The 16351-nt window shown below is 41.7% G+C and carries 18 protein-coding genes; all 18 read left to right on the forward strand.

Annotated elements, in window-relative coordinates:
- The first annotated feature begins 14 nt into the window (after positions 1 to 14).
- The 18 genes from DUK53_RS14865 (at position 15) to DUK53_RS14950 (ending at position 16337) form a co-directional block, all read left to right on the forward strand.
- The gene (locus DUK53_RS14865) at positions 15 to 1493 is read left to right on the forward strand and encodes a phage portal protein (RefSeq protein WP_124892967.1); all 1479 of its coding nucleotides are present in this window, start codon (positions 15 to 17) and stop codon (positions 1491 to 1493) included.
- Positions 1417 to 2406: a minor capsid protein gene (locus tag DUK53_RS14870; protein WP_161564250.1), complete on the forward strand. Its 990-nt coding sequence runs from the start codon at positions 1417 to 1419 to the stop codon at positions 2404 to 2406. Before DUK53_RS14865 ends, DUK53_RS14870 begins: the two co-directional genes overlap by 77 nt.
- Before the next feature lie 129 nt (positions 2407 to 2535).
- Positions 2536 to 3162 (forward strand): capsid assembly scaffolding protein Gp46 family protein, encoded by a 627-nt coding sequence (locus DUK53_RS14875; protein ID WP_124892971.1) that lies wholly within the window; start codon positions 2536 to 2538, stop codon positions 3160 to 3162.
- A gap of 16 nt (positions 3163 to 3178) precedes the next feature.
- Complete coding sequence (locus DUK53_RS14880; RefSeq protein ID WP_124892973.1) at positions 3179 to 4093, forward strand: SU10 major capsid protein; 915 nt, start codon at positions 3179 to 3181, stop codon at positions 4091 to 4093.
- 27 nt (positions 4094 to 4120) lie between these two features.
- Positions 4121 to 4435: a hypothetical protein gene (locus tag DUK53_RS14885; RefSeq protein WP_124892975.1), complete on the forward strand. Its 315-nt coding sequence runs from the start codon at positions 4121 to 4123 to the stop codon at positions 4433 to 4435.
- Between the two features lie 6 nt (positions 4436 to 4441).
- A complete protein-coding gene (locus tag DUK53_RS14890) occupies positions 4442 to 4792 on the forward strand; it encodes a phage head-tail connector protein (protein WP_236637315.1) in 351 nt (116 codons plus the stop codon).
- Positions 4789 to 5136 carry a hypothetical protein gene (locus DUK53_RS14895; protein ID WP_124892976.1) on the forward strand — a complete coding sequence of 116 codons (348 nt, stop codon included), beginning with the start codon at positions 4789 to 4791 and terminating at the stop codon, positions 5134 to 5136. Before DUK53_RS14890 ends, DUK53_RS14895 begins: the two co-directional genes overlap by 4 nt.
- A complete protein-coding gene (locus DUK53_RS14900) occupies positions 5105 to 5530 on the forward strand; it encodes an HK97 gp10 family phage protein (RefSeq protein ID WP_161564251.1) in 426 nt (141 codons plus the stop codon). The genes DUK53_RS14895 and DUK53_RS14900 overlap by 32 nt, the downstream gene beginning before the upstream one ends.
- Positions 5523 to 5942, forward strand: a complete 420-nt coding sequence (locus tag DUK53_RS14905; protein ID WP_124892980.1) for a hypothetical protein — start codon at positions 5523 to 5525, stop codon at positions 5940 to 5942. The genes DUK53_RS14900 and DUK53_RS14905 overlap by 8 nt, the downstream gene beginning before the upstream one ends.
- 4 nt (positions 5943 to 5946) lie before the next feature.
- Positions 5947 to 6708 (forward strand): Ig-like domain-containing protein, encoded by a 762-nt coding sequence (locus tag DUK53_RS17570; protein ID WP_161564252.1) that lies wholly within the window; start codon positions 5947 to 5949, stop codon positions 6706 to 6708.
- Between the two features lies 1 nt (position 6709).
- Positions 6710 to 7714 carry an immunoglobulin-like domain-containing protein gene (locus DUK53_RS14915; protein WP_124892982.1) on the forward strand — a complete coding sequence of 335 codons (1005 nt, stop codon included), beginning with the start codon at positions 6710 to 6712 and terminating at the stop codon, positions 7712 to 7714.
- Entirely contained in the window at positions 7711 to 7989 is a 279-nt protein-coding gene (locus DUK53_RS14920; protein ID WP_124892984.1) for a hypothetical protein, read from the forward strand. The genes DUK53_RS14915 and DUK53_RS14920 overlap by 4 nt, the downstream gene beginning before the upstream one ends.
- Before the next feature lie 16 nt (positions 7990 to 8005).
- The gene (locus DUK53_RS14925; protein WP_124892986.1) at positions 8006 to 8479 is read left to right on the forward strand and encodes a hypothetical protein; all 474 of its coding nucleotides are present in this window, start codon (positions 8006 to 8008) and stop codon (positions 8477 to 8479) included.
- Entirely contained in the window at positions 8476 to 8706 is a 231-nt protein-coding gene (locus tag DUK53_RS14930) for a hypothetical protein (protein ID WP_124892988.1), read from the forward strand. Before DUK53_RS14925 ends, DUK53_RS14930 begins: the two co-directional genes overlap by 4 nt.
- Complete coding sequence (locus DUK53_RS14935) at positions 8707 to 12138, forward strand: phage tail tape measure protein (RefSeq protein ID WP_124892990.1); 3432 nt, start codon at positions 8707 to 8709, stop codon at positions 12136 to 12138. It abuts the gene before it with no gap.
- Positions 12139 to 12140: 2 nt separating this feature from the next.
- Positions 12141 to 12857 carry a phage tail domain-containing protein gene (locus DUK53_RS14940; protein WP_124892992.1) on the forward strand — a complete coding sequence of 239 codons (717 nt, stop codon included), beginning with the start codon at positions 12141 to 12143 and terminating at the stop codon, positions 12855 to 12857.
- Positions 12854 to 15094: a phage tail spike protein gene (locus DUK53_RS14945; RefSeq protein ID WP_124892994.1), complete on the forward strand. Its 2241-nt coding sequence runs from the start codon at positions 12854 to 12856 to the stop codon at positions 15092 to 15094. Before DUK53_RS14940 ends, DUK53_RS14945 begins: the two co-directional genes overlap by 4 nt.
- Positions 15069 to 16337, forward strand: a complete 1269-nt coding sequence (locus DUK53_RS14950; protein WP_124892996.1) for a BppU family phage baseplate upper protein — start codon at positions 15069 to 15071, stop codon at positions 16335 to 16337. The genes DUK53_RS14945 and DUK53_RS14950 overlap by 26 nt, the downstream gene beginning before the upstream one ends.
- Positions 16338 to 16351: the final 14 nt, after the last annotated feature.

A 16351-nucleotide genomic window follows, 5' to 3' on the forward strand; every position in this document is an offset into this window, starting at 1 on the left:
AAAGGAGCGACAGAATGCTAACAACCAACAACGAAAATAAGTTTAGGTTAGAGAATCGATTTATCAAAAAGCATTTGTACCAGATTGAAAACGATATGTTTGATCCTAACGCTTTTGTATTGGACTTTATTCCAGTGCGAGCAGAAAGGTATCGTAAATACCAACAGTACACGACGGAACATAATGCTATTGATGACCGCGTAATGCCAGAAAGTGAAATCGTGAAAGTGTTTAACAAAATTCATAGTAGTTATTTTAACTTTATCGTGGATCAAGGAACGGGATATGTATACGGCAATCCAATATCACTAAACTACGCGAATAGCGTTGGTGAGAAGTCCAAAACATGGATAGAGGAGTTTTTAAAGAAACAAAACATGGCTATCAAGCAAAATCTGTTAGGAACACAGCAAGGCGCAACAGGGACGGCCTTTCTATTGGTCGATATGGATGGAGATTTACCAACACTTAGATGTATTGATTCGTGGGACGCTTATGTCATTGACCAGCAAAAAGCAGCGGTCTATTTTGAGGATGGTTATGTAAAAGATGGATTTGTAAAGTACATGTACCTCATTACTCCAGATAAAATAACTACTTATCGTAGTAACGTCGATTTTGATTGGTCCACACCAGCATTTACAAAGCAAGACGATGGCACGATAGACAATCTTATCGGACATGTAACGCTAGCTGAATACAAAAATAATGATGGCAGCTTTTGCGACTTCGAAACCGTCGAGGATTTAAACGATGCTGCCGACCGTCTTATGTCCAGTGTACAAGACGAAGTGGAGCAGTTCCGTTGGGCGTATATGATGATTTACGGCACGCTTTTAGATAAGGTAGAAGCCGAGAAAATTCTAAAAACCCAAACAGGTATCTTAAATATAACGGAACCAGATGGGCGAGCGGAGTTTTTGACCAAGGATATACCCACCGAGTTTTTTAGCTTTATTTCTAAGATGTTAAACGATAATATTTATAAATTTAGTAAATCCATAGACCTCAACGATCCCGCGTTCGCTGGTGGTAATGAATCGGGAGAAGCGCGCAAGTGGAAGGTGATGCAGTTAGAGTTGAAGGCTAAGCTAAAAGAAAACTTCTTCAAAGATGGCTACAATGCCACGTTAGAAGCTCTTTTATCCTACATGCGGACAAAACTAAGTTACAACGATTTGGACATTGAGGATATCACCCAACAATTCACACGATCCTTACCAGTTGATACGGGTTATATTGCCGATACCATCAACAAACTATCATCATTCATTAGTAAGGAAACAGCATTGTCGATGATACCTGGTATTAATCCGAAAGACGAAATGGAAAAGAAATACGCGGAAATGAAGGAAGGACAAGCTATCTTGGATCAATATGGCCCGTTTGGAAATGGCGGTGTTGAGGATGGTAAACATGTATTGGGAACAGAGGAAGGCGGCACTCCTAAAGGAAACGACGACGAAGGAGAACCAAACGCTAAAGAAGCTTGAAAAGGCGCTTAAAAGCGAACTGGATGCACTCACCAAGTCGATTGAAAAGTATTACAATCGATACGGCGCAGATAACGTTTTTCAATATGAGCGACTGCTTGAAACCTCAACGGAAGCCGAGCGTTTCGAGCTGTACGCCAAAACAAAGCAGTTTATGGCCAAACATCCAGAATCGGCGTTCTTAACAGATATTCGCAACAGCTACTATAAACTGCAGCGCATGGATTTATTGCAAGCAAACATTAAACTATCATTGTATGAAATAGCCGAGCTGGAAAACAAGCTATTGCCAAAGACGCTCAAAGAAGTGTACGTCAATGGCTACAAGAAAACCCTCTACAACGAGGCGATGTATTACGGAGTAGAAACATTTCATGCTGGCTTTAACACACAAGTCTTACAGCGCACGTTACAAACAGAGTGGGTAAACGGCGGGAATTTCTCCAAGCGGATCTGGAAGAATAAAAAACGCCTGGTCGATATGCTAACCAATGATTTTGCCATGATGGTATCTCGTGGGGACAATATCCAATCCATTACAGAGGTTTTTAAACAATCGTTCCAGACGAGCTATAACGACGCTAGACGGCTTGTTCAAACGGAGAGTGCTTTTGTATTGGAACAGGGGACTTTGGAAGCCTACAAGGAGAATGGCACGGAAGAATACCGCTTCATGTCTACTTTGGACAGCGTGACCAGTAAAACGTGTCGGAAGTTGGATAATAAGGTGTACAAGCTGATAGATGCCGAGGTAGGCGTAAACTATCCGCCAATGCACCCGCACTGCAGAAGTACAACCGTAAATGCCGCTAGCAAGCTGAAAACGCGAGGAATGCGCACGGCTAAAGGCTATGAAAGGATTCCGTATATGGATTATGCCGAGTGGGAACAAAAGTATTATCAAGCGTCCTAAACATGACGTTATAAACGGTTTATTTATTTTGGACTGATTGGGGCGAGTAGAACTGGTCGGGACAGATGAATCACTAAAATAATGGCACTAGTTGGGGCTTAGGCACTGATTGGGGTTAGGAGGAACATAATGTATAACAAGTATGTACGTTCAATTATGGATGGGGTAAAATACGATGCTGAAACTGGCGGCGGTGGCGGAACTGGTGGAGAACCAGGAGGCGCGCAATCAGAGTTATCACTTGATACCGTTAAATCCTACCTAGAGACAAACGAAGATGCTAAAAAATATGTTCGGAGTCTAGTAGATGCTGATGTAGGTTCTGGCATTGAAACGTTTAAAAAGGACACCTTACCATCTTTGGTTGAAGAAGAGATTAAGAAACGCGGTCAATTGCAACCTTGGGAAATCGAAATCCAAAAATTAAAAGACCAACTAGCCGATACCGAGAAACGTAATGTTCGAACCGAGATTCAAAAAGAGTTATCTATCCAAGCCACAGAATTAGGCGTGTCTCCTGAAATTGCCGCTAAGTATTGTGTAGGAGAAACGACCGAGGAATCACTTGCCAATCTCAAAGAGTTAAGCGAGTATGTGGATTCATTGGCAGAGGATCGCACACAAGCAAAGGTGGACGAGCGTTTCAAAGCCAATTATGGCAAACCTAACGCGGAGCCACCAGGCGGGGTAAATCCAGCAACGCCGCAACAAACAAATAATGTCATGGACAGCCTTAGTAAAAAATTTAACCGATGAAAGGAAGTCGTAACAAATGAAAAAAACATCCAACCTAACCAAACTAGAAAATATTGATCTAAGTAATGAGGTAGCACTCGTATCGCCAACAGATACGCCATTTACAACCTTGCTCATGCAAAATGGATTAGTTGCCCCAGCAAACGCCACAACTATCACATGGAGAGAGAAAACACTTGATCCAGACCGTAAGACACCGAAGAAAGAAGCGGCAGACGCTAGCAATGTGACGACCTCGCAACGTGTTGAGAAATCGAATAATCAACAAATTTTCGAACGTACTGCCGAAGTTTCAGGGACACTACAAGCGATTAATGTTCCAGGTATTGGCTCGGAAATGGCACAAGAGGTATACGATGCGATGGTAACGGCTAAAATCGACCTAGAATATTATGCGATCCAAGGTACGCTAGCGAACGAAACAGCAACAGACCCGCGCCAAATGAACGGGATTATCAATCTGATTAACGCGGCGAATAAATTTGCCCCAGCAGATGCGGGTGGATTGATTACCGTGGACGACATCAAAAAAGCGTTCCGCCTGCCTTGGAATCATGGTGTAGGTGGCGATAAAATTGTTATGGTAAATGCTGATACGAAAGAATACATTGATAAATTGTTCAAAACAGATGAAGGTGTAACGTTACCAGCGCTACAAGGTGGCGGTAATATCGTTGGTTTGACAGCAGACCGTGTGCATACGAACTACGGTACAGGAAATATTATTTTGAACCGCCATATTCCTGCTGAAACCTTTCTTGTTTTTGATTTGCAAAGCTTCAAACTTCGCCCGCTTCGTCCGATGCAATCGAAACGCCTTGCAGAGAATGGGGACTATAGCCGTGAAATGGTTTTCGGCGAATACTCACTAGAACTTAAAAATAGCTATTCTGGTTCGGTTATTACTGGCGTTAAGGGTATCAAAGCCTAATTAAATGAAAATGAGAGGATGAACAGTATGGCAAAAGAAAAATTGAAAACAGTAGAGGATTTAGAAAAGGAAACAACAGTGGAGGAGAACGAACCTGCTGAAGAAACGGTTGTGGTAGAAGTAAAGGGCGTCGAGAAGCAAGAACCTATTGGACAAGCTGAAAAGCCAGCAGACAGCCCCGAAGTGTTTAAAATTATGACGCCTGAACCTCGGACATTCGTTTCATTTCATGATGGCACGAGTGTTTGGAGTGATGAAAACGGCATTATCCGTGTAGATGATGCAGAGACGCGGGATTACCTGCTTTCTTATGCTGGGTTTAAATTAATCCCAAAGGAGTAGATGGCTATGGCGAATGTGGCAAGTGATATTTTAAGCCGAGTACATGTTCGGTTATCGATTACAGATAACGCCAAAGATGAATTGCTAGGAGAGCTTATACAGGGCGTTACAGATAATATTGCGATTAGGGTAGGTTTAGTTGCCTTTCCCGCGGTATTGTCCAGTATTGCCGTTGATGCGTCTGTATCGGCATATAATCGAATCGGTAGCGAAGGGCTAACAAGTGAGTCCATTGATGTTATTTCAAGTTCATTTATTGATGATCTACTAGAACCGTATGACAAACAGTTCGAAAGGTATATCAGTGGCTTGGTCAAAGATGAGGGTAGCAAGCACAAAGGAGTGATATTCTATTGAGATATGACAGAAAGGCGATCTTTTACTATTCGGATAGCAAAGAAAACGCTTTGGGTGACTCGGTTGCCGCATATACGAAAATAGCTTCTTTTGATGTTGCTGTGACGCCATTTACGAATGACGAGACAAAGCTCTACGGCTTAGAAAAAATAAACAAGATGGCAAAGGTATTGTGCCGTGATCGTAAATCGTATGCGGCCACTTTGCTTTTTTTGTTGGATGAAGGCAGCGAAACGGAAGGGACATATTACTCCGTACTACCCAAAAAGGATTTAAAAAAGGTATTTTTGTTCAATTGTGAGGTGGCAAAAATTGAAGCTGAAAGTATCAACAACGGGGATTAATGCCCTGCAAAAGAAGTATGAGCGGTACGGGAAAGAGGTTGTCGAGCGTTCTGGTGATGCCGCACAAAGCTTTGTTGAGAATGTGCGCGATGAATACAAGTCTAATGCGCGCGTAGATACTGGGGACTTAAGACGGCGCACCGTTGCCGAAATCGAGCGTTCTGGCGTAGAAATACGCGCATCGGTATATAACAACTCGGACCACGTTATGTTCAAAGAAAAGGGGCATATGGTCCGTAAAGGGCAACTGTTTTACGATAAAAAATCAGGTACCTTTAAACGGGTGAAGCAAACCCGCTTTATCAAAGGCGATCATAATTTCGAAACAGCCGTTAGAGCGCACGAAAAGGATTTCAAAAAAGACATGCTAAAGGCTGTGAAATTTCATGATTAGAAAATTGGATATTGCCGCATTGCATAAATTGTTGTTGGCCGCTTTACGTGGTGCCGATGTAAACGCTGGGTTTAGTTTGAAAGAGGAAACCGATGCTACTGGCAAAGTAATAAAAGCAATTAACTATCCCGCTACCGTCCTAACGTTTATCACGGGACTGCCAGAGGACACGAAAACAAGCTATGGTATGACTCGTTATTTAACGCTGAATATCATTGATGAGTATGACAGTTTTATCCGTATTTACGAGGATATGGCCAAGATTTATGGCGTGTTTTCGGAAAAGCTCGAAATAGACGGATTCACGATCGATGCTGTAAAAGGCGTTGAAAACGATCCGTCGGAAGATAACGGTTTTTTACAACAAGAATTGCAGTACACGCTTCACATACAACAAATAATGGAGGTTTGAAAAAATGGCAGAATCAAAAATGAAAGTAAAAGTGGCGTCCTATCTGGGCGTGAAGAAAATTGTTCGTATTATTAATCCAGACACAAACGAAGTAATGGCCATCGGTGGCCAACGTAGTTCTACGATGAATAAGACTGCGGACACGATCGACGTCTCAACGAAAACAGGCGGTATTTTAAATTACTACGACATCATGAAACAGGTTGGTGTGGCTGCGGAAGATATTCCAGTGAAGCCGTATAACGATACGAAAGAGTACATTCAGGGATTGAAAGATTGGTCCGTGGATGTTGATGGCGCGTTGCCTTCTAGTGATGCCGCATTTGATTACTTGGATGAAGCGTACAATAAGGGTGGTGGCGTTGTCATTGTATCAGAAATGGATTTCGGCAGGATGCGCGAAACAATCGGTATCGGGATTATTACAGATATGTCTGAAGATGGCGCACAAGAAGATCTCGTTAGTTACAAACTTAGCTTAACAGGTACGGGGCAAGTGGTACAACGCAAAATCGAAGCGCCAACCACACTAACTGCAACGGCGCTTAGTGTGAAAGTGAATGAAAAGAAACCAATCGTACTAACTGCAGTACCAGCAACGGCATCTAAAGCAGCTATCTTTGTTTCTATGGATACCACGATCGCGACAGTAGATAGCGCGGGAACCGTTACAGGAGTGAAAGCGGGGACAGTGGATATAAATTACTTTTCTTCCTTCGATACGACAATTAAAGGCGTGGCGAAGATTACAGTAACTACACCCTAATATGCCCCAAAATGTTCGTGTAACTGAATTTACTGATACTAGCATAAAATATGAATGGGATACCGCGAATGATGCGCTAGAATATTTAGCGTATTTAGATTCAGCGAGTGTCCCATTTAGTGTTTATGAAGCAGGCTTTTTGTTTGAAGGGCTGGAACAAATGACTAGCCATGTAGCACAATTTTCAGTGTTTGACGGTTATACCGAAGGGGCGAAATCAGCACAAATTATACAAAAAACACGAGTGATAAAACCTATTATAGATACCTATTACTATGGTTCTACGTATCTAACTGGTACAGGCACTGCGGGAGAAAACATTACCAATTGTAGGATATATAAACACGGGGAATCAGTTGCGTTCGCAACGGGTACAATGACAGGTGAAGTATTAAAAGTATACCTAACGGGGAATGTAAACATTGTTCCCAATGAATTGTATGAAGTGTGTGTGATTGACGGCAAATCAGGAACGCCAATCATTGAAGGAATGAGAACAACGTTTAAGGTTGAGATACCTCAAATATCACTTAATCCAGTGACAACATCACAGAAACTTATTTCGGGTGTAACAGCTAAAAATATTCAAGTTCGAATTAGCCAAAACGGAACTGCTAAGACGATTATTTGGTCTGATGCAGAAACGGGAGTCTATTCATGGAGTGCTTCACCAGTTGTTGTTGGCGATGTCTTTAAAGTTGAAACAAAAGTTGGTAACGAGTATTCAACCAATCAAAGCACCGTTGCACGTGATCCAGTAGGAACATTAGCGCCCAAAAGCTATACGTTAGGTTCAAATTATGTAACAGGGACATTTACAGGCGATGTTTCCACGGTTGCTTTAGAGGTGAATAGTGTTCTGGGAACAAAGGTGAAAGTGATAGATACGTCTAATTTTCAATATTACTCAAAGGATAAGGTTATCGCTAAAACAGACCAAGTTTATATTATTGGTTATGATCCGACTAACAAACAACTTGACCGTAAAGGAGTTGTTATTTTATGAGGTATGACGATTTACCATACAGATTTGAAACAGGGTTTGAGGATCCATTACAGCTCAATGTCACAGTAGATAATCCAATAGTTATTGGTGTATTTGCTCCAGATACAAAATTATATCTGAAGTTAGAAAATAATAACCGAGTATCTGTAAATACTGATGAAGGCGGAAAATTTGAATATGAGTTTGATGGTTTAGAAGTTGATAATATTATTTCATTTCAGATTAAAAATGCGTCTCAATATCTGGAGTTTTGGCAAGAAACGATACGAGAATGAATTTGGAGGTTAGTACATGAGCGCAAGCGATTTTTTACCGTTTAAAGAGCTGAAAATAAGCAGTGGTGTGTATAAGTTAAGATTGTCCCGTTTCAGGCAAGAAGCCTTGGAACGGGATTTTGGTATTAATGCCAAAGCATTTTTTAGGAATGCCGTTTCAAATGGCGAGGTAAACGAAACAGAAATGGGCGCCGTAATCTGGTCCATGTTAAACACGAACGGGCAAGTTATCAGCGTAGAGCAAACGGGTGATATTTTAGATTTGGCCATTCGTGAACTTGGGCAAGATGAGGTACAGAAACTATTCTTATCAGCTCTTTCAGCTGCATTTATGACGGAGGAACAGCACCAGAAATATGAGGAACTTGTAAATATTATCGAAAAGGCAGCGGAGGAAGATGGCGACATAAAAAAGTCCCTAGTATCGAACGAGATTACGGAGCAGCAATTATTGACCTTGGTATCTCGCATACTGCCTTCTGGGACATGACGGAGAGAGAGTACACGGCCGCTTACTTGCGTAAAATCGAAATGGATCAAATGGACATGTTACGAGATCGCGATGTGATAACGAACAGTCTGGCCAACTTTTATCGTGGTACACATGATCCATTCAAACCGTTTGAATTTGAGAAGAAAAAAGCCAAACCGATTGTGGAAACAAAAGAAGATGCGGCGGCTATGTTTGCCGCTTTTGGCGGGAAGGTGGTGTTTTAATTGGCAAAAGAAGAATTGCGAACAGAACTGATTGTCGATGCTAAAGGTGTGAAAAATGGCGTTGATGATGGGGTAGAAGCATTAGAAAAAATGGAAAAAGCGTTTGATGGTGTCGGCGATGAGGCGACTAAATCAGGCGCCGAGGTAGACCAGTCCAGCAGTAAAATGCGGGATGGTTTATCCAAAGTAGGGGAAACACTCGGCACATTAAAACCAGCCATTCAAGCCGCTTTTGTGGGTGCGGGGGTTCTTGCTTTAAAAACAGCCGAGGACTTTTCTAGTTCTCAAACCAAAATCCAAAACAGTTTTGGCCTTACCAGCGCCGAGGCGAAAAAGTTAAATGGGACCGTAGAGGAAGTTTGGAAAGAAGGCTTTGGCGAGAGCGTGGAAGAAGTATCTGACGCGCTAGTTAAGGTCAAGACGAACATGCAAAAAATTGATGGCAAGGAATTAAAGTTTGCCACTAAAAGCGCCTTAACGCTTGCTAAAACGTTTGATGCAGATGTGAACGAAGTAGCCCGTGCTGGTGGGAACATTATGGAGAGTTTTGGCATTAGTTCCAAAGAAGCTTTTGACCTGATGGCAGTTGGTGCGCAAAAAGGCTTAAACTTCTCGGATGAAATGTTCGACAATATTTCCGAGTATGCACCATTGTTCAAACAAGCTGGCTTTTCAGCGGATGAAATGTTTAATGTCTTGATCGCAGGGACAAAAGATGGGGCGTATAACCTTGATTACGTCAATGATTTAATCAAGGAATTTGGAATCAGATTACAAGACGGATCTAAATCCACATCCGAGGCAATGGGTTCCATGTCCAAAGATACGCAAAAAATGTTTAAAGAGTATCAAAAAGGCAAAGTTACAGCAGCTACGATGTTCAAAACAATTACAAAAGAGCTGGAAGGGATGGACGACCAGCAGAAAGCTACACAACTTGGAACAGCTCTCATGGGAACTAAGTTCGAGGATATGGGGAATACAACCGTATACGCGATGGGGAACGCTAAAAATGCTATTGGTGATGTTTCAGGTGCAATGGACAAGATGAATAAGAACGATGCAAACGACACGTTTACACGCATGAAAAAGATTCTACGTGAAACTGGCGCGGCACTGTTGCCAGTCGCCAATATCTTTCTCGATCTAGCAGACGAGGTTTTACCCTATGTGTCTAATGGTATCAAAACCGCATCCGATTTATTTAATAGCATGAATCCTGGAATGCAAAAAACTGTTGGTATTGTACTTTCTTTAGTAGCCGCGGGAAGCGCTGGGAAATTAGCGCTTGGAGGTTTGACATCCATTCTTGGTGGCTTGTTAAATCCTCTTAGCATGTTCAAAGGTGGGGCGAAAGGTGCGAGCGATGCACTGGAAGAAACCGCTGGGAAAACAGGAGTAGCGGGAAAAGGTCTTGCTGGTTTAGGGGCGAAAATTGGCATTGGTGCGAGTTCATTTGGTGTTTATGGGATTGCGGCGGCAGCGGCTGGCGTTGCTCTTATTGGTTTAGGAATAGCTTTGAATCACTATAAAGAAAAAGCGGATATATCGAGAGAAAGAACAGCAAAATGGGGTTCTGATGTTGGCAAGTATGCAGATGATACACTGACTAAATTTGAAAACTTTTCAAGTAAGGCTAGCACAGCTATGGACAATTTCTCTACAAATACAGTTGCGAATGCTGAAACTGTAAAAACCGCGATGGCGGGGATGTCGAATAATATTGATAAGACCGCAAAAGATGCTGTTAGTAAGGCGGAGAAAGAATATAACAAGCTACCAGATGCAATAAAAGCCACGTTGAAACCACAACTAGATGCTTATAAATCAGGTACGGAAACCATGACTAGTGAAGCAAAGAAAGGTTCTGATTTAGTATCAGAAATATATACGAATGCGGCAAAAGAAAACCGTAGTATTACAGAACAAGAAAAAGTTACAGTAAATGCTATTCAAAAAAGCATGTATGAGGACCAAGTAAATCTTTTGGGATTGTCTAGCAAAGAGAAGAAGGCTGTTATGGCGGCTTTAAATAACGATTTATCAGGTATGAATGCCGAACAACTACAACAACGACAAGATGATTTAGCAATAGCATTAAGTAAAGAAAATAAAGAATATGAAAAAAATATAGGTGTTTTAAAGCAGCTATACAAAGCTGGGGTGATAGACGAGAGTAGTTTTATATCCCAGACCGAAAGCTTAACTAATGCACATACTCAAATGACTGATACTATAGGCGATAATTGGATGACTGCAATGCGAACGGCTGGGGATTCGGAGCAGACTATAAAGCGAGTAATGGCGAATTGGGGAATGGAATATAAAACTGCGGATCAAATCACACAGCAATCATCACAAAATATTGTCGATAACCTAGGTCTAGTTTCTATGAAAGCACTTGATGCAGGTGGAAAATGGGAGGGCTTAGATTTTAAGACGAAATCGGCTATTATTAACAGCAATTCACCACAAGAAATACAGAAAATATTAGAAGGTAAGGGTATATGGGATGATTTAACGTACCAACAAAAACAAGCAATTCTAAAGGGAAACACTAAAAATGTTGTTAAGGATGCTTTAATCGATACGGAAACATGGAATAAGCTAGATTTCAAAACGCAAACTGCTGTACTTGCATCTAATTCAAGCGATACGCTGTATGAAGCATTGTCATCCAATTCAACATGGAATGCGTTACCTTGGGATGAAAAACTAGCTTCAGTTACAACAAATGCAGGTGAGACAGGTAAAAAAGTTTTAATTGAAAATGGTAAATGGAGCCAAATGTCGTGGAAAGAGCGCTTAGCGGTGGTTTCTAGTAACTCTCAAGAAGAAATAAATAAAGTTTTACGAAATCATGGGACATGGACAAATACGAACTTTAGAAAAAAGGATGCAAATATTTTTACTAATTCTCAAGCTACTTTGGGCAAAGTTCAAGGTTCAAATAGAGTTTGGAATGGAACAACTTTCTATGCTAAAGATGCAGATGTATTTACCAATGCAGCTCAAACACAAAGAGAAGTAGATAATTTAAAATGGTCATGGAATAATTGGACACCGACAGGAAAAAGTTTGGGTATATCAGTTAGTAGTGTTGGTATGAACGCGCTAAATAGTGTGATGCAGAATGCGAATGGTTCTCCGAATTTTGGTGGAGGGTTAACAACCTTACACGAACGTGGCGATGAAATTTACGACTTGCCAAGTGGTTCGCGAATTATCCCGCACTCCTTGAGTGAGTCGATGATGGAACGTGCTGGGCGTGATTACGCAAAACAAAATACCAACACAAGCAACACGAGTACAAATACAGTGGAGCTTAAAATTGATAAGTTTTACAACAATACTCCAGAGGACATCAATTCGTTGTCCAGGCGTTTGGGACAACAAATTGAGCGTACAAAAAATCCTTGGAGGAGGCAATAGTTATGTCTTATTTTGAATATAAAGGAAAGCGAAGCGATGAACTCGGTTTGTTTGTTCAGCATGGCCAAACGTTTCCTTTTCCTGAAAAAGTAGTCGAACGGAACAACGAAGTGGATGGCTTAAGCGAAGAATTAATATACGACCGTGGATTTTATCGAAATGTGATTATTTCGTTTCCTGTTATCGCGAAGCCAATACCTGGTTGTACAGTAAAGGAACAAATACACGAGATTGTAGCGTACTTATATTCTTCCAAAGACGAGCCGTTATATACGCCAGATGATCCAGCGTATTATCGTATGGCGACCGTTACAAATGCGATGGAATTTGTAGAGCATTTGGAGAAAGTCGGCGAGGGTGTCATAGAATTTAGCGCACAACCTCACAGGCGTGCGTATGAGGGCGAAAGAGTCAAGACCTATACAAAGTTCCCAGCAACGATTTACAACCCGACATTCGAGCGGAGCAAGCCAATTATGCGCTTGTATGGCAAGGGTGATTTTGATGTTTTTATTAATCAGCAAAAAATGCAGTTCAAAGGTATTACCGATTATATCGAGATTGATTGCAAATTACTGCAGGGAAAAAGAGGAGCGGAAAACTTGTCTAACAAGATATTTTCGTATCCTTTTTTTAATATCCCCCCAGGTAATAACACAATCGAAGCATCTATTAATGTAACTAAAATGGAAATAGTTCCGAGGTGGGTAAACATATGATTCCAATTTTATATAAACAAACAGAAACTAATTTCGGACACCTTGGACTTGGACAATTAGCAGAAGCGCGGTCTTGTCTCGTGACAGAGGAACGTAATGGCATCTATGAGTTAGAGCTATTATATCCCGCAACTGGTCTTTTATTCAGCGAACTAAAGAACGGCGCTATCATCAAGGCCAAGCCAAACGACACGAGCGCAGATCAGAAATTTGCTATTTACTCGGTCGGTAAGGTTACAAATGGTGTAGTAACCATAAAAACGCACCATTGCAGTTACGATCTGATGGGGAACCCTCTAAAGTCCGATATTTTAAAAGGTAATCGCACACCAGGCGCGGCCATGACAGATATATTAGGAAAGACGGTACATCCTCATAAATTTACAGCATGGTCCGATATATCAAGCATGGTCAATTACGAACTAAAAGTACCAGCTTTAGCACGCGAGGCGCTCGGTGGTATGGAAGGTTCCATTTTAGACCGTTTTAAGGGCGAATTTGAGTTCGATAATGACACAATCAAGCTGCACAAGGCGCGTGGAAAAGATAACGGTGTGATTGTTGCGTATGGGAAAAACATCATTACCGCAGAGCAAGAGGAGAGCATAAACGAAACGTACACCTCTATTTACCCCTTTGCTCAAATAAACAGCGGGGACGGCGGAACCACACTCATTACACTGCCAGAATACATTTTAAACAGTGAAAACGCGGGCGCTTATCGTGTCAATAATACACTGATGCAAGATTTCAGCTATGACGAGACAGTGAAGGATGTAGCGACTTTAAGAACGGCAGCGCAAGCTTACCTGGATAATAATAAGTTAGGTGTACCCAAAGTAAATTTAATCGTTTCCTTTGCGAATTTATGGCAAACAGAGAACTACAAAGAAATTGCTATGCTTGAGCGTATTTCTTTATGTGATACGGTTTCCGTTTATTTTGATCCATTACAAATCAGCGTCAAGGCCAAGGTTATTCGAACGGTATTCAACGCATTACTAGAAAGGTATGACGAAATTGAGCTAGGCGAACCAAGCACCAACTTAGCTAGCCAAATTGGTGATGTGGAACAACGCTTAGACGAAAAAATTGACGGAAACAAATGGCTAGAGGATGCCTACAATGATTTGACGAATACCCTAAATTCCGCACCTCCTGGAAATATTGTCATTTATCCATCGTTAACCAACCCGCAAGAAATTCTAATCATGGATACTAACAATATTGATACAGCAAGAAACGTATGGCGGTGGAATGCAGGAGGGCTTGGACACTCTAAGACAGGATATAAAGGATTGTACACGCTAGGCATGACATACGACGGTAAAATCGTGGCTGACATGATTACCACAGGGACCTTAAAAGCTATCGACATTATTGGGGTGACGATCCGCGGATCTGCCGCTTACTTGGATACGCTATATTCCAGCTTTTTGCCACCGTTACCAATGCCACAATACAGAGAAATTTTACAGATTGGGGGCGGTGTTGGCTTTAGTTTATCCGCTAAAAAGGATGCCAAACCATACCCAGCGTTACAAATCCGCATGAACACAAACGGAGATTTAGGATTGGCGATTGAGGCAGTAAATGAAAGTACGGGAGTCGTCAATCAAGATATGGTCATTAGGCTTTCTCCGTATGCTGGTGTGGAAAGCCCACTGGATTACTCTAATGGATGGAAGTATATTGGATCAAGCCCAGATGGTTTGGTAGCATTTATTGATTTCACGACTTGGAAATCTGGTGGCGGTTCGCAAATCCGCTATGTTCCAGCTCGTGCAAAATCTTGGGAAACAGCATCTAGCGCAACGCTTAAGCAAGACATTGAGAAGCTAGCAGATAGTATTTTGTATGAGCAGTTCACAGCGAAGCATCTTATAAAAGATGTGGAAGTATTCGCGTATCGCATGATCCAGGATGCCGAGCAAATGAAGCTAGATAAAAACATCGGCTTTATCGCGGAGCTTTTGCCTAGCCTATTGCGTTCAGATAGTGGGGATATTGCAACAGTTGATTTATACAAAACATCTGCATGGCTTTGGCAGTATGCCCGTGAAAATGAGGAAGATAAGGCGGTACAGAATAGCCGAATCGATGCGTTGGAAGAACTCTTATTCGATACAGTCCAAGAGTTAGATCAGGAGAGAAAAAAACTCACACGGCTACAATCCATTATGAAAAAGATTAGAAAGGTGTTGAGAAAAATTGGTTTTACGAAAATTACAGATTGATGTGGATTTGAATAAGGTAGTTCGTTATAATCCCGAAGTTTGGGGCCGAGTTGGGGATAAAGATTTAGTCGTATTAAATGTATCGGCTTTTGATACGAGCGACGATATAAAAAAAGTAGTGGACCTAACTGGCGCAACTATGTATTTCACATTCGCACGTCCAGATGGTACCTATTTTAGAGATAGTTTATCAATCTCTAATCCTGATTTGAAAAACGGTAAATTTGACTATACGCTGCCTGCTAATGTTTTTGCACAAGCTGGGGTGTTTAACTGTCATTTCCGTATCGAACAAGGAGGAACGGCCAAAAATAGAACAAGTACCCGTGATTTTAAACTTGTGATTGAAGCAGATCCGTTGCAAGGGAATATTGCAATGCCTAACTTCGCGAGTGATATAGACCAGTTAAATGCGGACATACAAGCAGAAATAGCAGATTCAAGAGCGGAATTAGACGACGCGTTGGCAGAGTTGGCGACCGCATCTAGTGGTGTGGATGCGGCAGTAGTAAGGGCAAACGCAGTAATAGCTTCTATTGATGCCAATCAAGTTGTTCCTATTTCTTCCACAACGAACTGGCAGAAAGGCGTTAAAATAACAGCCGACAACGGATATTCTAAGGGTGTTCCAGCAGGTGTTGCGGATTGGAACGCGTTTACAGAAACAGGCTTCTATTCTGTATATGCTACTTCTTTGATGGCGAATAAACCGCCTGCAGTCGGATTGTATTTAGATGTCGAAATTCATCGTAGAAGCGGAGACACGACATTCCAACGAGTAACGGACGTCACGAATAACAAAACCTACTATCGTTCTCAAATGGTCGGCGTATGGACCGCGTGGGCAGAGGGTGAAACGGTTACGGGCGCACAAGCAAAAGCTGATACAGTCAAGACTTATATTGATAATAAACTTGCAGATACTGGTTGGATACCGCTTGTATTGAAATCTGGCTTTTCAGCTGGAACCTCAATTCCTCGCTATCGAAAAATTGGAAATGAAGTTAGATTTAGAGGGTTGTTAGTTCGATCAGGGAATACAACAAAAGGCATATTTGCAACAATGCCAGAAGGGTTTAGAACAGGAGATTCATATTTAGAAGGCTTTCCAGGTGGGCAACAAACAGGTGTAGCAGGAACTACAACGTTACTGTACGCGAAAATAAATGGCGATTTAGAGCTAGTATCGGCAGTTGCGGATAGTTCTGTCTGGCTTAGCACACTACGATACGACATTGATTAGCACCTTAACGGGTG

The organism is Listeria sp. SHR_NRA_18, from assembly GCF_003856515.1.
Classification (GTDB): Bacteria; Bacillota; Bacilli; order Lactobacillales; family Listeriaceae; genus Listeria_A; species Listeria_A newyorkensis.